Source organism: Micromonospora marina, from assembly GCF_900091565.1.
Lineage (GTDB): Bacteria > Actinomycetota > Actinomycetes > Mycobacteriales > Micromonosporaceae > Micromonospora > Micromonospora marina.
In genome coordinates, this window is sequence record NZ_FMCV01000008.1 from 74,069 (window position 1) to 93,570 (window position 19,502).

19 protein-coding genes and 1 pseudogene are annotated in these 19,502 nt (G+C 73.9%); 11 read left to right on the top strand and 9 right to left on the bottom strand.

Features of this window, described 5'->3' with window-relative positions:
* The first annotated feature begins 40 nt into the window (after window positions 1-40).
* The 4 genes from GA0070215_RS12265 (at window position 41) to hisF (ending at window position 2,766) form a co-directional block, all read left to right on the top strand.
* Complete coding sequence (locus GA0070215_RS12265; RefSeq protein WP_018785233.1) at window positions 41-487, top strand: MarR family winged helix-turn-helix transcriptional regulator; 447 nt, start codon at window positions 41-43, stop codon at window positions 485-487.
* 1 nt (window position 488) lies between these two features.
* Window positions 489-914, top strand: a complete 426-nt coding sequence (locus GA0070215_RS12270; protein WP_091045350.1) for an organic hydroperoxide resistance protein — start codon at window positions 489-491, stop codon at window positions 912-914.
* Entirely contained in the window at window positions 911-1,912 is a 1,002-nt protein-coding gene (locus GA0070215_RS12275) for an NADP-dependent oxidoreductase (RefSeq protein ID WP_091045353.1), read from the top strand. The genes GA0070215_RS12270 and GA0070215_RS12275 overlap by 4 nt, the downstream gene beginning before the upstream one ends.
* An 86-nt stretch (window positions 1,913-1,998) precedes the next feature.
* The gene (gene hisF, locus GA0070215_RS12280; protein WP_091045357.1) at window positions 1,999-2,766 is read left to right on the top strand and encodes an imidazole glycerol phosphate synthase subunit HisF; all 768 of its coding nucleotides are present in this window, start codon (window positions 1,999-2,001) and stop codon (window positions 2,764-2,766) included.
* A gap of 12 nt (window positions 2,767-2,778) precedes the next feature.
* Here hisF and GA0070215_RS12285 read toward each other — a convergent pair whose 3' ends face one another.
* Together GA0070215_RS12285 and yczE are read right to left on the bottom strand one after the other, a co-directional pair.
* Window positions 2,779-3,237, bottom strand: coding sequence for a hypothetical protein (locus GA0070215_RS12285; RefSeq protein WP_091045361.1), 459 nt, complete (start codon window positions 3,235-3,237; stop codon window positions 2,779-2,781).
* 116 nt (window positions 3,238-3,353) lie between these two features.
* Complete coding sequence (yczE, locus tag GA0070215_RS12290) at window positions 3,354-3,989, bottom strand: membrane protein YczE (protein WP_091045364.1); 636 nt, start codon at window positions 3,987-3,989, stop codon at window positions 3,354-3,356.
* Window positions 3,990-4,048: 59 nt separating this feature from the next.
* Between yczE and yczR the strand changes: the two genes are divergently transcribed.
* Together yczR and GA0070215_RS12300 are read left to right on the top strand one after the other, a co-directional pair.
* Window positions 4,049-5,500: a MocR-like transcription factor YczR gene (gene yczR, locus GA0070215_RS12295; RefSeq protein WP_091045368.1), complete on the top strand. Its 1,452-nt coding sequence runs from the start codon at window positions 4,049-4,051 to the stop codon at window positions 5,498-5,500.
* Window positions 5,501-5,570: 70 nt separating this feature from the next.
* Window positions 5,571-6,872, top strand: a complete 1,302-nt coding sequence (locus tag GA0070215_RS12300) for a low temperature requirement protein A (RefSeq protein ID WP_208600334.1) — start codon at window positions 5,571-5,573, stop codon at window positions 6,870-6,872.
* Between the two features lie 71 nt (window positions 6,873-6,943).
* Here the strand turns inward: GA0070215_RS12300 and GA0070215_RS12305 are convergent, their stop codons facing one another.
* The 3 genes from GA0070215_RS12305 to GA0070215_RS12315 all read right to left on the bottom strand — a co-directional run bounded on the left by GA0070215_RS12305 (window position 6,944) and on the right by GA0070215_RS12315 (window position 10,617).
* Window positions 6,944-8,770 (bottom strand): AMP-dependent synthetase/ligase, encoded by a 1,827-nt coding sequence (locus tag GA0070215_RS12305; RefSeq protein WP_091045375.1) that lies wholly within the window; start codon window positions 8,768-8,770, stop codon window positions 6,944-6,946.
* A 139-nt stretch (window positions 8,771-8,909) separates the two neighbouring features.
* Window positions 8,910-9,860 (bottom strand): terpene synthase family protein, encoded by a 951-nt coding sequence (locus tag GA0070215_RS12310; RefSeq protein WP_091045378.1) that lies wholly within the window; start codon window positions 9,858-9,860, stop codon window positions 8,910-8,912.
* 127 nt (window positions 9,861-9,987) lie between these two features.
* Complete coding sequence (locus GA0070215_RS12315) at window positions 9,988-10,617, bottom strand: TIGR03085 family metal-binding protein (protein WP_091045554.1); 630 nt, start codon at window positions 10,615-10,617, stop codon at window positions 9,988-9,990.
* Between the two features lie 191 nt (window positions 10,618-10,808).
* Here GA0070215_RS12315 and GA0070215_RS12320 point away from each other — a divergent pair, with 191 nt between their 5' ends.
* A complete protein-coding gene (locus GA0070215_RS12320; RefSeq protein WP_208600335.1) occupies window positions 10,809-12,683 on the top strand; it encodes an ABC transporter ATP-binding protein in 1,875 nt (624 codons plus the stop codon).
* A 173-nt stretch (window positions 12,684-12,856) separates the two neighbouring features.
* Entirely contained in the window at window positions 12,857-14,644 is a 1,788-nt protein-coding gene (locus GA0070215_RS12325) for an ABC transporter ATP-binding protein (RefSeq protein WP_091045383.1), read from the top strand.
* Window positions 14,645-14,672: 28 nt separating this feature from the next.
* Here GA0070215_RS12325 and rpsD read toward each other — a convergent pair whose 3' ends face one another.
* Entirely contained in the window at window positions 14,673-15,281 is a 609-nt protein-coding gene (gene rpsD / locus GA0070215_RS12330; protein WP_091045385.1) for a 30S ribosomal protein S4, read from the bottom strand.
* Between the two features lie 67 nt (window positions 15,282-15,348).
* On the opposite strand from rpsD, the gene GA0070215_RS12335 reads away from it, so the two are divergent.
* On the top strand, window positions 15,349-16,080 hold the full coding sequence (locus tag GA0070215_RS12335) for a DUF2470 domain-containing protein (RefSeq protein WP_091045387.1): 732 nt from the start codon (window positions 15,349-15,351) through the stop codon (window positions 16,078-16,080).
* Between the two features lie 51 nt (window positions 16,081-16,131).
* Here the strand turns inward: GA0070215_RS12335 and GA0070215_RS12340 are convergent, their stop codons facing one another.
* Genes GA0070215_RS12340 through GA0070215_RS12350 form a run of 3 tightly spaced genes read right to left on the bottom strand, consistent with a single transcriptional unit; the run spans window position 16,132 to window position 18,199 of the window.
* Window positions 16,132-16,728 carry a TetR/AcrR family transcriptional regulator gene (locus tag GA0070215_RS12340; RefSeq protein ID WP_018785218.1) on the bottom strand — a complete coding sequence of 199 codons (597 nt, stop codon included), beginning with the start codon at window positions 16,726-16,728 and terminating at the stop codon, window positions 16,132-16,134.
* Complete coding sequence (locus GA0070215_RS12345) at window positions 16,725-17,480, bottom strand: ABC transporter permease (protein WP_018785217.1); 756 nt, start codon at window positions 17,478-17,480, stop codon at window positions 16,725-16,727. Before GA0070215_RS12345 ends, GA0070215_RS12340 begins: the two co-directional genes overlap by 4 nt.
* A complete protein-coding gene (locus GA0070215_RS12350) occupies window positions 17,477-18,199 on the bottom strand; it encodes an ABC transporter ATP-binding protein (protein WP_091045390.1) in 723 nt (240 codons plus the stop codon). The genes GA0070215_RS12345 and GA0070215_RS12350 overlap by 4 nt, the downstream gene beginning before the upstream one ends.
* A 109-nt stretch (window positions 18,200-18,308) precedes the next feature.
* Between GA0070215_RS12350 and GA0070215_RS12355 the strand changes: the two genes are divergently transcribed.
* A complete protein-coding gene (locus GA0070215_RS12355; RefSeq protein WP_018785215.1) occupies window positions 18,309-18,698 on the top strand; it encodes a MerR family transcriptional regulator in 390 nt (129 codons plus the stop codon).
* Between the two features lie 162 nt (window positions 18,699-18,860).
* Window positions 18,861-19,496 (top strand): annotated as a pseudogene (locus tag GA0070215_RS29005) (phosphoribosyl-AMP cyclohydrolase); the annotation flags it as partial.
* Window positions 19,497-19,502 lie beyond the last annotated feature (6 nt).

Here is a 19,502-nt window from a genome sequence, read left to right on the forward strand (position 1 = left end):
TGAGTTGTGCACAACTTGATTGCGCGCTACGGTTCAGGGCGTGACCGAGGATCTGGTACTGGGCCGGCAGGTGTGCTTCGCGCTCTACGCGGCGTCGCGCGCCCTGACCGACGTCTACCGGCCCATCCTCGACGAGCACGGCCTGACCTACCCGCAGTACCTGGTGCTGCTGGTGCTCTGGGAGCACGACGACGACGCCCTCACGGTCTCCGCGCTCGGCGCTGCGCTCCGGCTCGACTCCGGCACGCTGTCCCCGCTGCTCAAGCGGCTGGAGGCGGCCGGTCTGGTGGTGCGTACCCGCTCGGCGGCGGATGAGCGCCGGGTCGAGGTGGGCCTCACCGGCCGGGGCCGGGCGCTGCGGGAGCGGATGGGCGACGTGCCGCGCCGGGTGGGTTCCGCCACCGGGCTCACCGAGGCCGAACTGGTCTTCCTCCACGGCATCCTCACCCGGGTCACCGAGACGATCCACCGACACAAGGAGCAGTGACATGCAGGTGCTCTACACCGCCTCCGCCCGCGCCACCGGCGACGGCCGGGACGGTCACGTCCGGACCTCCGACGGCACGGTCGAGCTGGACCTCGCCGTACCGAAGGAGATGGGTGGCGCCGGCGGCGCGGCCAACCCCGAGCAGCTCTTCGCGGCCGGCTACGCGGCCTGCTTCCACTCCGCGCTGCGCGTGGTGGCCCGCCAGGCCAAGGCGGACGTCTCCGGCTCCGTCGTGGAGGCCGAGGTGGGCATCGGCCCGAACGGCAGCGGCGGCTACGGCCTGGCCGTGACGCTCGTGGTGGACCTGCCCGCGGTCGAGCGCGCAGCCGCCGAGCAGCTCGTCGACGCGGCCCACCAGGTCTGCCCCTACTCGAACGCGACCCGCGGCAACGTCGAGGTCACGCGCACGGTCCGTGAGGCCCGATGAGCGGGATGAACCGGGAGATCCACCTGGCGTCCCGGCCGGAGGGCTGGCCCACGCCGGAGAACTTCCGGCTGGTCACCACCGAGGTGCCGACGCCGGGCCCGGGACAGGTGGTGGTCCGCAACCGGTTCATGTCCGTCGACCCGTACATGCGCGGGCGGATGAACGACGTCAAGTCGTACGTGCCGCCGTTCGCGCTCGACGCCCCGCTGGACGGCGGCGCGATCGGTGAGGTGGTGGCCGGCGAGGCCGGGGGCGTCAAGCCCGGCGACACGGTGCTGCACGGGCTCGGCTGGCGCGAGTACGCGCTGGTGGACGCCAAGGGCGTACGTACCGTCGATCCCGGCCTGGCGCCGGTCACCGCGTACCTGGGCGTGCTCGGCATGACCGGGCTGACCGCGTACGCCGGTCTGCTCGACGTGGCGGCGATGAAGCCGGGGGAGACCGTGTTCGTCTCCGGCGCGGCCGGCGCGGTGGGCAGCATGGTCGGCCAGATCGCGAAGCTGCGCGGCGCCGGCCGGGTGATCGGCAGCGCCGGCTCGGCGGCGAAGGTGGAACGGCTCACCGCGCTCGGCTTCGACGCCGCCTTCGACTACCACGACGGCCCGGTGTACAAGCAGCTCAAGGCAGCCGCCCCGGACGGCGTCGACGTGTACTTCGACAACGTCGGCGGCGACCACCTGGAGGCCGCGATCGGGGCGATGAACCTGCACGGCCGGGCCGCGATCTGCGGCATGATCTCGCAGTACAACGCCACCGAGCCGCAGGCCGCGCCGCGCAACCTGGCGCTGGTGATCGGCAAGCGGCTGACGCTGCGCGGGTTCCTCGTCGGTGACCACGGTCACCTGCGGGAACAGTTCGTGCAGGAGATGGCGGGCTGGCTGCGCGAGGGCCGGCTCTCGTACGACGAGACGATCGTCGACGGCATCGAGCAGGCTCCCGAGGCGTTCCTCGGCCTGCTGCGCGGGGAGAACCTCGGCAAGATGCTGGTCCGTCTCTGACCGGCGCGAACGCACTCCACCGCGGGCGGTGGTGACCGGCCTCACCGGCGGGTCACCACCGCCCGTGCGTTCGTTAGGCTCGGTGCATGACGGTGGCGGTACGGGTCATCCCGTGTCTGGACGTGGACGCCGGGCGTGTGGTCAAGGGGGTCAACTTCGTCGACCTGCGCGACGCCGGTGACCCGGTGGAGCTGGCGGCGGCGTACGACCGGGCCGGGGCGGACGAGCTGACCTTCCTCGACGTCACCGCCTCGTCCAGCGATCGGGGCACGATGCTCGACGTGGTGCGGCGCACCGCCGAGTCGGTCTTCATCCCGCTCACCGTAGGCGGCGGCGTCCGCCGGGTCGCCGACGTCGACACGCTGCTGCGCGCCGGGGCGGACAAGGTCGGCGTGAACACCGCGGCCATCGCCCGGCCGGAGCTGATCGCCGAGATCGCCGACCGGTTCGGCCGGCAGGTCCTGGTGCTCTCGCTGGACGTGCGCCGCGCCCCGGACGGCACGACACCGAGCGGGTTCGAGGTGACCACGCACGGGGGCCGGCGGGGCACCGGCCTGGACGCGGTCGAGTGGGCGGCGCGCGGCGCCGAGCTGGGCGCGGGTGAGATCCTGCTCAACTCGATGGACGCCGACGGCACCAAGGCCGGGTTCGACCTGCCGCTGATCCAGGCGGTCCGCGAGGTCGTCGACGTGCCGGTGATCGCCAGCGGCGGCGCGGGCGCGGTGGCCCACTTCCCGCCGGCCGTCGGGGCCGGGGCGGACGCGGTGCTCGCGGCGAGCGTCTTCCATTTCGGGGAACTCAGCGTCGGCGAGGTCAAGGACGTGCTGCGCGGCGCCGGGCACCCGGTGCGCTGAGGCGGGCTGTCACTACCGCCCGGAGTGCCCCTCGGAGGAGCGGCGCGGCATCGGGATCGACCGGACCACGTACTCCTGCACGGCGGCGGCGTGGTCGTCCTCGCCGAGGTGCCACTCGGACTCGGCCGGCGGGTGCCGCCGGGTCAGCACGCCCTGCACCGTGTCCACAGTGGTGCCGAGACCGGCGCTGGGCCGGGTGCGCCAGAGCCGTTCACCGTCCGGGGTGACCCGGAACCAGCCGTCGGCGACGCTGACCAGGCCCGCGCCGACGAGCCGCCGGACCGCACCCTCCACCTCGTGCCGCTCCGGGATGGCCTGGTTGAGGTGGTCGGCGGTGGAGAGGACGTCGGTCAGCCGGACGCCTTCGGGGCGGCGTGTCGCGGCGGCCCGCCGGTGCCGGCCGGCGCCACTGGCGATGACCAACGCGACGAAGATCCAGGCGTCGCTCCAGCGCCATTCGTTCTCCCCCATGGAGGAATGATGCCCGGCCGCGACGGCGGAGGAAACACCTGGTTTCCCGGTTGTGTGTCGTCGCAGCTCAGCGCGTCGCGGTCCGGGCCGGACCGTGGCGGTCGGCCCAGCCGCGGTCACGTTGCGTACGCACCGGCCGCCGGTCGTGCGGGCAGCGCGAAGACCGGGATGAAGAACTGGGCCAGCGGGCCGATGGTCAGCGCGTAGGCCACCGTGCCGAGGCCGACGGTGCCGCCGAGCAGCCAGCCGAGCGCCAGCACGGTGATCTCGATGATCGTGCGGACCAGCCGGACGGAGAACCGGGGGTGGCGGGCGACGAAGCCGGTCATCAGCCCGTCGCGCGGGCCGGGGCCGAGCCCGGCACCGAGGTAGAGGCCGGTGGCGGCGCCGTTGGCGACGATCCCGGCGACGAGCAGTGCGACGCGCGCCGGCATGCCCTCGCCGGGCGGCAGCACGGTCAGTGTGGCGTCGACGACCAGTCCGATCACCACGACGTTGCTGACCGTGCCGAGGCCGGGCCGCTGCCGCAGCGGGATCCAGAGCAGCAGCACGAGGGTGCCGACGGCGATGGTGACGGTGCCGAAGGACAGGCCGGTCTGCCGGGCGAGCCCCTGGTGGAACACGTCCCACGGGTCCAGGCCCAGCTCCGACCGGATCATCAGCGCCATGCTCACGCCGTAGAGGACCAAGCCGGCGTAGAGCTGGGTGAGCCGTCGCACCGGTCGGTGTCGGAGATTGCCAAGCTGTGCCATGCATGCCACCCTAGAGGCCAATCGCTGGCCTCAAGGGTGCCAATTTCGGAGGTGTGGCCATGACCAGCCAGGTGCGCGGCGTCCAATTGGCGCGACTCCTCGGCCAGTGGCACGCCCTGCCGGGCCGCCGGCGCAGCCCCGACTACGCCGCGCTCGCCGGCGCCGTCCGCGGGTTGCTCGCCGACGGGCGGCTGCCCCTCGGGGTACGCCTGCCGGCCGAGCGGGAGCTGGCCGAGGCGCTGCGGATCAGCCGGACCACTGTCACCGCCGCCTACCGGGAACTGCGGGAGAGCGGCCACCTGGCCAGCCGCCGGGGCGCGGGTAGCTGGACCATGCTGCCCGGCGGGCACCGGGTGGCGAGCACCGGGCTGTGGACGCCGCTCGACGACCGCGACATGATCGATCTTGGCGTGGCCGCGCTGTCCGCGCCCCCGCAGCTCGTCCCGGCCGCCCGGGCCGCGGCCGAGGACCTGCCCCGCTACCTCGGCGGTGCCGGCTACCACCCGACCGGCATCATCGAGCTGCGCGAGGCGGTGGCCCGCGCCTACACCGAACGCGGTCTGCCCACCAGCCCGGAGCAGATCATGGTCACCAGCGGCACCCAGCACGCGCTGGACCTGGTGCTGCGGCTGGCCCTGTCGCCCGGCGGCGGGGTGCTCGTCGAGTCGCCCACCTACCCCAACGCGCTGGCCGCGCTGTCCGCCCGGCGGGCCCGGATCGCCACGCACGGCCTGTCCGACGACGGCTGGGACGCCGAACTCCTGCTCGGCAGCCTCCGGCAGACCCGGCCGAAGCTCGCGTACGTGATCCCCGAGTTCCAGAACCCCACCGGCCACCTGATGGCCGCCGACCTGCGCGAGCGGCTGGTCGGCGCGGCCCACGCGGCCGGCACCGACCTGGTGGTCGACGAGTCCTTCGTCGACCTGCCGCTGGACGACACCACGCTGCCGCCGCCGGTGGCCGTCTTCGACAGGCACTCCCGGGTGATCAGCATCGGCGGCATGAGCAAGCCCTACTGGGGCGGGCTGCGCATCGGCTGGGTGCGCGCCTCCGCACCCCAGGTGCAGCGGCTGGCCGCGGCCCGGGTCGGGGTGGACATGGCCAGCCCGGTGCTCGACCAGCTCGTCGCCGTGCACCTGCTCACCGAGGCGCCGGCCATCGTGACCGACCGCCGGGCCCAGCTCGTCGCCCAGCGCGACGCCCTGGTCGCGGCGCTCGCCGACCGGCTGCCCGACTGGCGGGTACGGGTACCGAGCGGCGGCGTCACACTCTGGGCCGAGCTGGACGGCCCGATCTCCAGCGCGCTGGCCCGGGCGGCCGAGGAGGTCGGCGTGCGGCTGGCGCCCGGACCCCGGTTCGGCCTGGACGGTACGCTGGAACGCTTCCTGCGACTGCCCTTCACCCTGCCCGCCGCCGAACTGGTGGAGGCGGTCGGGCGCCTCGCGGCGGTCCGCTACGACCTGGACCGGACCAACCGCCCGCAGTGGCGCGAGCCGACCGTCATCGCCTGAACCGGCCCGATCCGGTGGTGCGAGGCCCGAACCCCGGCACCGGCCGGACCGGCACCCGCACACTGCCCGGATGGGGAACGGGGTCCGATGGTCGTGGACGGTGCGGCGCGGCGCGCCGGGTTCCCGCACCACCCGGCTGGAGCTCTTCTACGACCTGGTCTTCGTCTTCGCGTTCCTGAGCGTCACCACGCTCACCGCCTCGGAGCTCACCCCGGCCAACCTGTACCGCTTCCTGCTGGTGCTGGCGCTGCTCTGGTGGTCGTGGACCGGCTTCGCCCGGATGGGCAACGTGTTCCGCGCCGACCAGGGGATGCTGCCGCTGGTCGGCGTCGTCACCGTGGGGGCGACGTTCCTGCTCGTGCTCAGCACGCCCAGCGCGTTCGCCAACCGCGGTGGCTGGCTGCCCGGGCCGCTCCTCTTCGCCGGGTGCTACTTCGTGATCCGGACCGCCCAGCTGGCCGTCTTCGCCTGGGCCGACCGCGCCGACCCGGCCCGGCGCCGGGGACTGCGGACACGCCTCGCGGCTCCGACCGTGGCCACGGTGCTGCTGATCGTCGCCGGTACCCTACCCGCGCGGCTGCCGCAGGAGCGGCTCGCGGTGGCGTTGCAACTGGCGCTCTGGACGCTGGCGCTGATCGTCGAGTACGCCGCCGGGATGATCCTGGGCAGGCAGTGGTGGGTGGTGCTCTCGGCCGGGCACTGGGCGGAACGGCATGCGCTGATCGTGCTCGTCGCGCTCGGCGAGTCGCTCATCGCGCTCGGACTGGGCCCGAGGCGCGGACTGCCACTCACCGGCCCGGTGGTGATCGCCGCGCTGCTCGGTGTGGTGATCGTGGCGACGCTGTGGTGGGCGTACTTCGACACTCTGGCGTTCGCGTCGGAGCAGGCCCTGCACCACGCCCGGGACCCGGCCGCGCGGCTGCGGCTGGCCCGCACCGTCTACACGTTCCTGCACCTGCCGATGATCGCCGGGATCATCCTGTTCGCCCTCGGCCTCAAAGATCTGCTGACGGAGGCCACGTCGCCGACGACGCCCGCCTGGGGTCCGCCGCTGGGGACGTTCTGGGCCGGGATCCTGTTCGGTGGCGTCGGGCTCCATCTGCTCAGCCTCGCCGCGTGCTGGTGGCTGGTGGAACGCCGGGTGCGGACGCCGCTGCTGGTGACGGTGCTGGTGCTCGTCGCCGCCGTCCCGGCCGTTGCCCGCCTCCACGAGCTGATCGCGCTCGTCGTGCTGACGGCGATCACCGGTGCCGGCATCGCCTGGGAGACCCGTGGCGAGGACGGGTGGCGGCGCCGGGTGCGCGCGCTCGCGCTGGAGGAGCAGGTCGCCGCCGAGGCCGAGCAGAGCCACTGGCGGCAGCGGCATCTGTGACCGCGCCGACGCGACCGGCCGTGCCCCGGGACGGTGGGGCACGGCCGGCGCGACCGTTCGGGCGGTGCGGGCTACAGTTCGGCCAGCGTGCCCTCGTACATCTTGTCGATCTCGGAGGCGAAGTTCGTCTCCACGCTGCGGCGCTTGATCTTCAGCGACGGCGTGACCTCGCCGTCCTCGATCGTGAGGTCGCGGGGGAGGATCGCCACCTTCTTGATCGTCTCCCAGCGGCTGAGCTTGGCGTTCAGCTCGGCCACGTACCCCTCGACCATCTCCCGCGCCTGCGGCGAGGTGACGATCGTGGTGTAGTCGCTGCCCTCCAGCGGGGTGCCGGCGGCCCAGCCCTTGATCGCGTCCGGGTCCAGCGTCACGAGCATGGTGCAGTAGTTGCGCGCCTGCCCGATCACCACCGCCTGCGAGGTGTACGGGCAGACAGCCTTGAACATGCCCTCGATGTACGACGGCGCGACGTACTTGCCGCCGGACGTCTTGACCAGGTCCTTCTTCCGGTCGGTGATGCGCAGGTAGCCGTCGGCGTCGAGGGTGCCGATGTCACCGGTGCGGAAGAAGCCGTCCTCGGTGAACGCGGCGGCGGTCTCCTCGGGCAGGTTGTGGTAGCCGCGCATGACCGGCTTGCCGCGCAGCAGGACCTCGCCGTCGGTGTCGATCCGGCACTCCAGGTCGCCCATGGCGCGGCCCACGCTGCCGATCTTCAGGCCGTCGGGCGGGTTCACGAACGCGCCCGCGCTGGTCTCGGTCAACCCGTAGCCCTCGGAGATGGGCAGGTTGGCGGCGGCGAAGAAGGTGGCGATCTCCTTGCTCAGCGGCGCCGCGCCGGAGACCAGCACCCGCATCCGGCCGCCGAGCCGGGCCTGGAGCTTGCTGAACACGAGCTTCTCGGCCAGCGCGTACTTCATCCGCAGGCCGGCCGGGACCGGCTTGCCGGCCTGCTCCAGGGCGACCTTCTCCTTGCCGACCGCGACTCCCCAGGCGAAGATCTTGGCCTTGGCGCCACCCGCGCCCTGGGCGGTGGTGACCGCCTTGTTGTAGACCTTCTCGAAGACCCGGGGCGCGCCGCACATCAGCGTCGGCTGCACCACGCCCAGCAGGTCGACGAGCTTGTCCACCCGGCCGTCGACGTACGTGGGCAGGCCGACGTGGGTGGCGCCGCAGAGCAGCGTCTTGCCGAACGAGTGCGACAGCGGCAGCCACAGGTACTGCAGGTCGTCGACGCGCAGCAGGCCCAGCTCGGCCTGCGCCACGCCCTCCCAGCACCACCCGCCGTGCAGCAGCTCCACGCCCTTGGGCCGGCCGGTGGTGCCCGAGGTGTAGATCAGCGTGGCCAGGTGGTCCGGGCCGATGCCGGCGACGAGCATGTCGATCAGGTCCGGCTCGGCGCTCAGCGCAGCGGCGCCGCGCTCCTCCAGCTCGGCCAGGGTGAGCTGCGGGACGGTCGCCGCCGGGTCGGGCGTGCCGTCGAAGAGCACCACGTGGGTCAGCGCGGGCAGGTCCGCCCCGGCGATCTTCGCCGCCTGGGCCGGGTTCTCCGCGAACAGCACCTTCGAGCCGGAGTCGGCGATGATGTAGACCGCGTCCTCGGGTTCGGTGGTGGGGTAGACGGTTGTGGTGGCCCCACCGGCGCACATGATGCCGAAGTCGGCGAGCACCCAGTCCAGGCGTGTGTTGGCCAGGATCGCCACCGGGTTCTCCAGGCCGACACCGAGCCCGTGCAGCCCGGCGGCGATCGCCTTGGCGCGCTGCCCGACCTGCTCCCACGTCAGCCAGACCGGGCCCGAGTCGTCGGGTGCGGGGTGGGCGAAGGCGTGCCGGTCAGGGAATTCCGCCACGCGCTTGAGAAACATGTCCGGTACGGAACGGTACGGTACATCGAGAGCCATCGCGGTAGCCGCCTTCAGGGGTGGAGGGACGTGACGGGGGTCACGCCGGTCTGCGGTTACCGAAGGGTATTGCCTGCACCCGGCCAGCGGCTAGTCCCGATCGGCCGAGTCGCCACCGGTCCCGCCTGCTGGAACCGGGTCAGGCGTACCGGCCGGCCGCGCGGGACCAGTCGTAGGTGGCCCGGATCCAGTCCCGGCGGGTGTCCAGGAACGCCCGCATCCCCTCGTCGGCCACGGCGCTCAGCGCCGCGTCCCGCTCCGCGTAGGTGGCGAGGGCCTTGTTGAACCGGTTCGCCGCCGCGTGCAGCGCCGCCGACTCGTCCTGCCCGGTCTCGCCCGCGATCGTGGTGATCAGGTTGTGCGCCTCCGGGACGGTGCCGCGCTCCTTGCCGTAGGAGAACAGGTCGTTGCACCAGCAGACCAGGTCGGTGGCGAGGGCGTCCAGCACGGTGAGCGCCGACGCGACCCGCTGCTCGGCGCGGGGCGCGGACGGGCGGGCCAGGTCGGTCACCGTGAAGCTGGGACGCACCCCGCCGGTGTGGCGGCGCATCTGCACGTACTCGGCCACGCCCGGCACCCGCCGGCGCTCCCGGTTGGCGGCCTCCCAGAGCAGCGCCAGCAGGTACTCCCGCAGCTGGCTGACCAGGCGCAGCAGGTGCGCCGGCCGGTTCCGGTCGCGGGCCCGGCGGATCAGGTCGTGCAGTGCCACGGCGACCGGGCCGCCGTCGGGCGGCACGGGCACCTCCGGGTCGCCGTGCCGGTCGAGCACCGCCAGCAGGCCGGCCAGCGTGGGCGCCAGCAGTGTGGGCGCGGCGCCGAGGCCGTCGTCGTCGCAGGCGTCGTCCACCACGAACAGCCAGTTGATCAGGTCGGTGAGCAGGCGCAGGCCCGACGGCGACGCTTCGGGGCAGGCGCGTGCGGCCAGCTCCGCGGCGCGCGCCCCGGCCAGACGCCGGTGCCCGGCCTGGTCCCCCGCCAGGCCGAAGGCGCGTACCCAGGCGTCGCTCTGGACGGCCGCCAGGTCGACGGCGGGGTGGCACCGGGAGGGAAAGGGCGGCTCGTGCAGAGCCGAGAGGGCGAAGTCGCGCATCGTCGTCCCCTGTCCGCCGCCCGCGGGGTCGGGCCGGCTCGCAGGAGCGTACGGGAGGACGTAACCGTTATCGATGCGCGGGTGTCCGCAGCCGACCTGCTGGCCGTGGCCGGTCACTCACCCCCTGTCACAAGCCCAGTTCGGCGGTCCGCAGCCGTTCGGCGGGGTCCGCCGGACCGTCCACCTGGACCCGGGCCACCCGCTGCCGTCCGGTGAGGAACAGCACGAGTTCGCCCGGCGCGCCCACCAGCCGCAGTCGTTCGCCGCCGCCACCGGTGCGCAGTTCACCGTGTCCCGGCGCCTGCACCAGCACCTCCGCCGGGAACCGCCGCAGCGCCATCCGGGCCAGCAGGGCGACCCGCTTCCACAGCACCGTCTCCTGCCCGGCCGGCAGGTCACGCGGTTGCCAGCCCGGCCGGGCGCGCCGCACGTCCTCGTGGTGGATGAAGAACTCCATCCCGTTCGCCACCTCGTCGGTGAGCGGGTTGCTCACCGGGCTCCACACCGGGGGACGGCGTACCCGGGCGATCAGGTCGGCGTACGGCGCGGCGGCGATCCGCCGGCGGACCGACTCGCCGTAGCCGCGCAGCGGCGGCAGCAGGATCCCGCCGGCCGCGTCCGGCCGGCGCTCCCGAACCAGCAGGTGCGCCGCCAGGTCACGGGTCGTCCACCCCTCGTTCACAGTCGGTGCGTCCGGTCCCACTTCCAGCATCAGGTCGGCGAGCGCCTCGCGCTCCGCTCGGGCGTACCGCGGCATGGCCCGATCGTAGGCCCGATCCGGCCGGTCGGCGCGACACGCCCGGCGGAATCGCGCCGCTGGCCGCTTCCGGCCGCCCTCGGGCAGGTCCGGCGGGAACGTGACGGCGGACATATCCCGGCCGGGTCGGCGGGAGCAGCGGCGAGCGGTAAGGATGGGGGAGAAAACTGTGGCTTACGGCGGGGGAGAGCGTGGCGGGCGGGACAAGTCGGGACGTGCTCGGCAGGGGGCTAGGGGTGCTCGGCCGGGCCATCCGGGAACAGCCACGGATCTTCGCGGTCGCGGTCAGCGGCAGCGTGCTGTTCGGCCTCCTGGTGATCGCCAGCGCGTACGTGGTCGGCGCGGTGGTCGGGGACGTGGTCGTACCGGCCGTGGAGCGCGGCGAGGTGGCCGGCGGGGCGCTGGCGCTGGCCGCGACGGCGCTGTTCGGCATCAGCGTGCTGCGGGTCGTCGGCATCTTCGGCCGGCGGCTCGGCGCCGGTTACATGCAGTTCCGGCTCCAGGCCGCCTACCGTCGCCGGGTCACCCGCCGCTACCTGGACCTGCCGCTGGCCTGGCACCACCGCAACTCCACCGGCACGCTGCTGTCGAACGCCAACTCCGACGTCGAGGCGGCCTGGTACCCGATCGCCCCGCTGCCGTTCGCGGTCGGCACGCTGGTGATGCTCGTCGGCGCGGTGGCCTCGCTGTTCTTCACCGACTGGGCGCTGGCCCTGGTCGGCCTCGCCGTGTTCCCCGCGCTGTTCGCGCTCAACGTGGTCTACTCCCGCCGGATGGCGCCCCGGCAGGCCCGGGCACAGCGGCTGCGGGCCGAGGTCAGCGGCATCGCGCACGAGAGCTTCGACGGCGCGCTGGTGGTCAAGACGATGGGCCGCGAGGCTCAGGAGACCGCCCGCTTCGCCGCCCGCGCCGGTCAGCTGCGCGACGCGCTGATCTCGGTCGGCCGGCTGCGCGGCGTGTTCGACCCGATGCTGGAGACGCTGCCGAGCCTCGGCACGCTCGCCGTGCTGGTGGTCGGCGCGATCCGGCTGCGGCAGGGCGCGATCAGCGTGACCGAGCTGGTCAGCGTCGCGTTCCTGTTCACCGTGCTGGCCTTCCCGGTACGCGCCATCGGCTGGGTGCTGGCCGAACTGCCGCGCAGCGTCGCCGGGTGGGACCGGGTACGCCGGGTGCTCGACGCCACCGGCGAGATGCCGTACGGCACGACGACCCTGGACCCGGCGACCCGCGAGCCGGCCACGCTCGCCTTCGACGACGTGCACTTCGCGTACGAGCCGGCCGAGGCGCACCTGCCCGGCGCCCAGGTGCTCGGCGCTGTGACGTTCACCGTCCCGGCCGGCAAGACGGTCGCCCTGGTCGGCCCGACCGGCGCGGGTAAGTCCACGATCGCGTCGCTCGCCGTGCGACTGGTCGACCCGGGCGCGGGGCGGGTCACGCTGGACGGCGTGGACGTGCGGGAGTTGACCGCCGTCTCGCTCGCCGGGACGGTGGCGCTGGTGGCGCAGGTGCCGTTCGTCTTCGACGACACGGTCCGGGCCAACATCGCGTTGGACCGCGCCGGCATCGGCGACGACGAGGTGTGGGCGGCGCTGCGGCTGGCCGAGGCGGACGGCTTCGTGGCCGCGCTGCCGGACGGGCTGGACACCATGGTCGGCGAGCGGGGCACCTCGCTGTCCGGCGGGCAGCGCCAGCGGCTGACGCTGGCCCGGGCGCTCGCCGGACGCCCCCGGCTGCTGGTGCTCGACGACGCCACCAGCGCCGTCGACCCGCGCGTCGAGGCGGCCATCCTGGCCGGGCTGCGCGCGCCCGCCGACGGCGGCGCCCCGGCGTCGATCCTGGTGGTGGCGTACCGCCGGGCCACCATCGCGCTCGCCGACGAGGTGGTCTACGTGGAGCAGGGCCGGGTGGTCGCCCGCGGCACCCACACCGAGCTGCTGGGCACCGTGCCCGGCTACGCCGACCTGGTCACCGCGTACGAGCAGGCCGAGCAGGAACGCGAGCAGGGTCGGACGTACGACGAGGTCACGCCGTTGCCCTCGGGCCTGGAAATCGAGGTGGACCGGTGAGCGCGAGGAGTGCAGCGGAGCGGAGCCCCGCAGTCGCGAACGACAGGGGGGCCCGGTGAGCGCGAGGAGTGCAGCGGAGCGGAGCCCCGCAGTCGCGAACGACAGGGGGGCCCGGTGAGCGCGAGGAGTGCAGCGGAGCGGAGCCCCGCAGTCGCGAACGACAGGGGGGCCCGGTGAGCGCGAGGAGTGCAGCGGAGCGGAGCCCCGAGGCCACCGAGTCGACCTGGCGGACGCTGCGGCGCGGGCTGGCGCTCTCCCCGGAGCTGCGCACCGGCCTCGCCGGCACGCTGGCGCTGGCGCTTGTCTACATGGTCGGCCGGGTGGCCGTGCCGGTGGCGGTGCAGCGCGGCATCGACGACGGCATCGTCGGCGGGCTCGACCTGAACGTCATCTCGGTCACCGTGGCGATCACCGCCGGCGTGCTGGTGGTCACCACCGCCTGCGGGTACCTGATGATGCGGCGGCTGTTCACCGTCAGCGAGACCGCGCTGGCCGGGGTGCGCACCCGGGCGTTCCGGCACGTGCACGACCTGTCCATGCTGCACCAGCAGTCGGAGCGGCGCGGGTCGCTCGTCTCCCGGGTCACCAGCGACGTCGACCAGATCACCCAGTTCCTCCAGTGGGGCGGCGTGATCCTGATCGTCAACCTGGGCCAGTTGCTGGTGACCACCGCCGTGATGCTGGCGTACTCCTGGCAGTTGACGCTCGTGGTGCTCGTCGCGTTCGCGCCCGCGGTGCTGGTGATCCGGCGGTTGCAGCGCCGCCTGGCCGGAGCGTACGGGCTGGTGCGGCAGCGCACCGGCACGCTGCTCGGCGCGATCGGCGAGAGTGTGGTGGGCGCGCCGGTGATCCGGGCGTACGGCATCGCCGGGCGCACCGCGCGCCGACTGGACACGGCCATCGACGGGCAGCGGACGGCCCAGCAGCGGGCGATCCGGATCAGCATCATGGGCAGCTCGGTGGGGGAGCTGGCCGCTGGGCTGGCGCTGGCCGGTGTGGTGGTGGTCGGGGTCAGTCTGGGCGTCGGCGGCACGCTGTCGATCGGCCAGCTCACCGCGTTCCTGTTCCTGGTCACGCTGTTCATCCAGCCGGTGCAGATCGCCACCGAGGTGCTCAACGAGGCGCAGAACGCGATCGCCGGCTGGCGGCGGGTGCTGGACGTGCTGGACGTCTCCCCGGACGTGGCCGACCCGGGCGAGCAGGGCCGGGAGCTGCCGCCGGGGCCGCTGGACGCCCGGTTCGCGGGTGTGACGTTCGCCTATCCGGGCGGCCCGCCGGTGCTGCACGACGTGACGCTGGACATCCCGGCCAAGAGCCGGGTGGCGGTGGTGGGCGAGACCGGAAGCGGTAAGACCACGTTCGCCAAGCTGCTCACCCGGTTGATGGACCCGACCGAGGGCGCGGTGCTGCTCTCCGGGGTCGACCTGCGGCAGGTGCGCTTCGACTCGCTGCGCTCCCGGGTGGTGATGGTGCCGCAGGACGGTTTCCTGTTCGACGCCACGGTCGGGGAGAACGTTCGCTTCGCCCGCCCCGACCTGACCGACGAGCGGCTCAGCGCCGCCTTCGCCGAGCTGGGCCTGTCCGACTGGCTGGACGGGCTGCCGTCCGGGTTGGACACGCCGGTCGGTGAGCGCGGGGAGGCGCTGAGCGTCGGCGAGCGGCAGCTCGTGGCGCTGGCCCGGGCGTACGTCGCGGACCCGGACCTGCTGGTGCTGGACGAGGCGACGAGCGCCGTCGACCCGGCCACCGAGGTCCGCCTGCAACGGACCCTGGACGCGGTGACCAGGGGCCGGACCACGCTCGCCATCGCGCACCGGCTGTCCACCGCGCAGGCGGCGGACGAGGTGATCGTGGTGGACCGGGGCCGGATCGTGCAGCGTGGCCCGCACGAGGAACTGGTCCGCGACGCCGACTCGGTGTACGCGCTGCTGTACGCCTCCTGGTTGGAGCAGACCCGCTGATCCTGGCGGGTCTGCTCGCAAGCGGCGGTCAGCGGGAGTAGAACTCCACCACCAGCTGCTCGTCGCAGATCACCGGCACCTCGTGTCGGGCCGGTTCGCGTACCAGCGTGGCGCGCAGCTCGCCCGGCTGCGTCGACAGGTACGGCCGGGGGTGCGCGTCGGCGTGCGCGCCGGCGGCGGCGAGCTGGAACGGTGGCAGCGCGCGGCTGCGCTCGCGTACGCCGACCACCTGGCCGGGGCGCAGCCGGTACGACGGCCGGTCCACCTTGCGCCCGTCGACGGTGATGTGGCCGTGCGCGACGAGCTGGCGGGCCTGGTAGATGCTGCGCGCCAGGCCGGCCCGCAGCACCACCGCGTCGAGGCGCCGCTCCAGCAGCGCGACGAGCGTCTCGCCGGTCTTGCCGGCACCGCGGGCGGCCTCGTCGAACAGCCGGCGCAGCTGGGCCTCGCTGATGTGGTACTGGTGGCGCAGCCGCTGCTTCTCCAGCAGCCGCACCTGGTAGTCGGAGGTGGTGCGGCGGGACCGGCCGTGCACGCCCGGGGGATAGGGGCGCCGCTCGAAGTACCGCACGCACTTGCGGGTGAGCGGGATTCCGAGGGCGCGGGAGAGCCGGGCCTTGGGCCGGGGGTGGTTCACGGGGACGTCTCCGATCGTCTAACCTGACACTTAGGTAAGCCTAACCTACATTGAGGAGGACGGGATCATGCGGCCCAGCCCGGCGGAGATCGTGCGAACCCTGGTCGCGGGCCGGTTGCCCGCCCTCGTCCACCTGGCCCGGCATCCCGGCCCGCACCAGGTCCGGCACGCCGTCGACCCGGACGGGCGGGTGCTGCTGCTCGTACCGGTGGTCAGTGACCTCGCCGCGGCGCTCGTTCCGCCGGCTGACGACACCGACGTGGCGACAGTGCTCGACGTGCTCGACCTGCCGCCGGCGGCCGGGGCGCCCTCGCTCGGCCGGGCCTGGGTGTCCGGTTGGGCCGAGCGGCTGGACAGGGACGAGGGGCGCGACGCCGCAGTCGACTTCGCCGCCACCGACCCGGCCGGCGACCTGCTCGACGTGGGCAGGCGGTTCCACCTGCACCGCTTCGAGGTGGCCGAGGCCCGCTGGGAGCGCGCCGGGCGCGTGCGCCGGATCGACCCCGAGGCGTACGCGGAGGCCGAGCCGGACCCGCTGCACCCGGTCGAGGCCGACCTGCTGGCGGACCTGGCCGACCACCACGCCGAGCAGGTCGGCGACTACCTGCGGCGGCGGCTGGACCTGCCCGGCGACCAGATCCCGCGGGTGGTCCGGATCGACAGGTACGGTCTGCTGGTCGCGCACGGGCGGCCCGGCGCGACCCGGCGGGCCCGACTCGCCTTCCCCCGGCCCGTCGCCGACGTGGCGGAGCTGTCCCACCTGCTGCACCCGATGCTCTGCCCCCGGGCCGCCGCCTGAACGGGTCGCCGCGAGTCGCCGGGGCCGGTGACGCTCCGGGCCCGCGACGGCTCAGGTGATGTCGCCGGTGAGGTAACGCTGCACCGTCGGGCCGATGGCGGCCACCAGCGTCGCCGGCTCGGCGGCGGCGACCGCGTCGAGGCGGAGCACGTACCGCATCATGGCCAGCCCGGCGAGCTGCGTGGCGACCAGGCCGCCGCGCAGCGCGCGCTGCCCCGGGTCGATGTCGAGCTGGTCGAGCACCCGGCGCAGCACCTGCGTGACCAGGAACTCGCGCAGCAGCCGGGCGGTCCACTCGTTACTGACCGCCGAGCGCAGCAGCGCCACCGCTGCCGTGCCGGTGGGGGAGTCCCAGACCTCCAGGAACACCCGGACCATCCGCTCGCCGGCCGCGTCCGGGCCGCCGGCGAGGACCGCCGGCAGCAGCCGTCCCGGGTCCGCCGGGAACGCCGTCGCGGCCCGGAACAGCTCCTCCTTGCCGCCGAAGTAGTGGTGCACGAGCGCCGGGTCCACGCCGGCCGCGGCGGCGATCGCCCGGATCGAGGCGGCGTCGTAGCCACGCTCGGCGAACGCCTCCCGCGCCGCGGCGAGGATGGCCTCGCGGGTGTCCGGGCTGCCGGGCCGCCGCCCGGTGCGCCGCGCGTTCACCCGCTGCGCCGGCGCAGCGTCGCCGCGGCCAGCACCAGTGCCGCCACCGCCGCCCCGGCCACGATCGCCACGTCGCGCCACATGGTCGCGGTCGGTTCGGCGTGCGCGCCGACCTCCTGCAACGCCTCGACCGCGTACGACAGCGGCAGCGCGTCGCTGACCGCCTGGAGCCAGCCGGCCATCTGGTCGCGCGGCACGAACAGGCCGCACAGCAGCAGTTGCGGGGCCACCACCACCGGCATGAACTGGACCGCCTGGAACTCGGTGCGGGCGAACGCCGAGCAGAACAGCCCGAGCGCCACCGCGAGCACCGCGTTCACCCCGGCGATCAGCACGACCAGCCAGGCGCTGCCCGCGGTCTCCAGGCCGAACACCCGGTACGCGACGACCGAGGAGACGGTGGACTGGAGCACCCCGGCCAGGCCGAACGCGATGCCGTACCCGAACAGCAGGTCGAGCTTGCCCAGCGGCGTGGTGAGCAGGCGCTCCAGGGTGCCCGTGGTGCGCTCGCGGAGCATGGCGATGCTGGTCACCAGGAACATGATGATGAACGGGAAGAAGCCCAGCATGATCAGGGCCACCCGGTCGAACGTGCTGGGCCCGCCGGGCGGGGCGGGCTGGTCGACGTACATGAAGTAGACGAGCGTGAGCAGCACCGACGGCACCACCACGAGCAGCGCCACGGTCCGCCGGTCGTGGCGGAGCTGGCGCAGGATGCGCCCGGTGGTGGCGGCCAGGATCCGTCCGTTCATCGCGTCTCCCCCTCGGCGTCGCGGATCAGGCGCAGGAACGCCTCCTCCAGGTCGTCGGTCCCGGTGGCGGCGCGGACCGCGGCCGGGGTGTCGTCGGCGACCAGGCGGCCCTCGCGGATGAGCAGCAGCCGGTCGCAGCGGGCGGCCTCGTCCATCACGTGGCTGGAGACCAGCAGCGTGGTGCCGTTCGCGGCCATGGCGTGGAACCGGGCCCACAGGTCGGCCCGCAGCACCGGGTCCTGCCCGACGGTGGGTTCGTCGAGGACCACCAGTTCGGGTTCGCCGACGAGTGCGCAGGCGAGCGAGGCGCGGCTGCGCTGGCCACCGGAGAGCGTGCCGACGAGCTGGTCGGCGGCGGTCGCCAGGCCGACATCGGCCACCGCGCGGTCGGCCTCGGCGCGGCCCCGGCCCTGGAGCACCGCGAAGTAGCGGGCGTTCTCCCGCACCGTCAGGTCGGCGTAGACGCTCGGCGCCTGGGTGAGGTAACCCACCCGGCGGCGCAGATCGGCCGAGCCGGCGGGGCGGCCGAGCACGTCGACGGCGCCGGAACCGACCGTCTGCACGCCGACCACCGCGCGCATCAGCGTGGTCTTGCCGCTGCCGCTGGGCCCGAGCAGCCCGGTCACCGTGCCCCGGGGCACCCCGCAGCTGATGCCGTGCAGCACCCGCCGCCCGCCCCGGTCGACCACCAGCTCGCGGACCGACACCGCGTCGTCCATGCTCGCCTCCGTCAATTCACCATGCGTTGAACTCAACGGTAGGTGAATTGTGTCCGCCCGGCAACGGGGACTTGACTTCGAGTGCGCTCGAACTGGAAGCCTGGAGAGCGTGGACATCAGCACGCGGGAGACGAGCCTCACCGTGGGTGAGGCGGCCGAACGGGTCGGCCTGACCACCTACACGCTGCGCTGGTACGAGCAGGAGGGCCTGGTGGGTCGCGTCGGGCGGGACTCGTCGGGCCGCCGGCGCTACACCGAGTCCGACGTCAACTGGCTGTTCCTGCTCACCCGGCTGCGCCGCACCGGGATGCCGGTGCGCGACATGCGCCGCTACGCCGAACTGGCCCGGTACGGCGACAGCACACTCGGCGCGCGACGGGCACTGTTCGAGGCGCACCGGGCCCGCGTACTGGCCCGGATGGCCGAGCTGGAGGAGGACCTGAAGATCCTCGAACACAAGATCGACGCTTACCGCCGGGCCGAGGAGGAATCAGCCTGAACGCCCCAGCGCCGGACACCGGGTCCGGCAACGGTCATTGCGGTGAAGATCGGATTTGGGCACCATGACGCCGTGGGTCCAGCGCAGTTGCCCGACACCGCATTCCTCGACGACTGGGCCGCCCGCCTGCGGCAGGCCGCCGACCGGCCGGTCGTCGGGATCATGCTGCGCGGCAGTCACGCCCGGCGGGCCGCCACCGAGCACAGCGACGTGGACGTGGACGTGCTCGTGGTCGCCGACGACGGGCGGACGGCCGGCCCGGGGATCCGGCCGGCCACGTCCCGCCGCGGCACGCCGTACGCGGCCCGGCGGGCGTACCTGACCGAGTACGGTGGTCGCCTCGTGCACGTGTCGGTGGCGGCCCGCGACGTCCGCTCCTGGGTACGCCGCCTCGGCCAGCCCGCCGACTGGGCGTTCGGGCTCCCGGTCACCGCGCCCGCCCGGCTGCTGTGGGCCGTACCGGAATGGCGCCGCCGGATCGACCTGCCGGTGCTCTGCCAGCCCGCCGACGAGCCGCGCCTGGAGGAACTGGTCGCGACGCTCGGCAAGGTCGCCGCCGCCCGCGTGGCCGACGACCCGGTCGGGGTCCGGCTCGCCGCGGCCGACCTGGCCCGGCTCTGCCCCTCGGTGCTGCGGCCGGCCAATCCGTCGGTACGCGTGGTGTCCCGCCGGGCCGCCCTGACCGCCGCGCTGGACCTGCCGGTCGCCCCGCCCGGCTACCGCCACGACATGCTGCTCTGCCTCGGGCTGCGCGCCGGTGACCCGGCCGCTGTCGGCGCCGCCGCCGGACGGCTGGTCACCGGC

Coding starts and splice junctions, on each gene's coding strand:
- GA0070215_RS12270 (WP_091045350.1), top strand. CDS start 489: ATGCAGGTGCTCTACACCGCCTCCGCCCGCGCCACCGGCGACGGCCGG.
- GA0070215_RS12275 (WP_091045353.1), top strand. CDS start 911: ATGAGCGGGATGAACCGGGAGATCCACCTGGCGTCCCGGCCGGAGGGC.
- hisF (WP_091045357.1), top strand. CDS start 1,999: ATGACGGTGGCGGTACGGGTCATCCCGTGTCTGGACGTGGACGCCGGG.
- GA0070215_RS12285 (WP_091045361.1), bottom strand. CDS start 3,237: ATGGGGGAGAACGAATGGCGCTGGAGCGACGCCTGGATCTTCGTCGCG.
- yczE (WP_091045364.1), bottom strand. CDS start 3,989: ATGGCACAGCTTGGCAATCTCCGACACCGACCGGTGCGACGGCTCACC.
- yczR (WP_091045368.1), top strand. CDS start 4,049: ATGACCAGCCAGGTGCGCGGCGTCCAATTGGCGCGACTCCTCGGCCAG.
- GA0070215_RS12300 (WP_208600334.1), top strand. CDS start 5,571: ATGGGGAACGGGGTCCGATGGTCGTGGACGGTGCGGCGCGGCGCGCCG.
- GA0070215_RS12305 (WP_091045375.1), bottom strand. CDS start 8,770: ATGGCTCTCGATGTACCGTACCGTTCCGTACCGGACATGTTTCTCAAG.
- GA0070215_RS12310 (WP_091045378.1), bottom strand. CDS start 9,860: ATGCGCGACTTCGCCCTCTCGGCTCTGCACGAGCCGCCCTTTCCCTCC.
- GA0070215_RS12315 (WP_091045554.1), bottom strand. CDS start 10,617: ATGCCGCGGTACGCCCGAGCGGAGCGCGAGGCGCTCGCCGACCTGATG.
- GA0070215_RS12335 (WP_091045387.1), top strand. CDS start 15,349: ATGCGGCCCAGCCCGGCGGAGATCGTGCGAACCCTGGTCGCGGGCCGG.
- GA0070215_RS12345 (WP_018785217.1), bottom strand. CDS start 17,480: ATGAACGGACGGATCCTGGCCGCCACCACCGGGCGCATCCTGCGCCAG.
- GA0070215_RS12350 (WP_091045390.1), bottom strand. CDS start 18,199: ATGGACGACGCGGTGTCGGTCCGCGAGCTGGTGGTCGACCGGGGCGGG.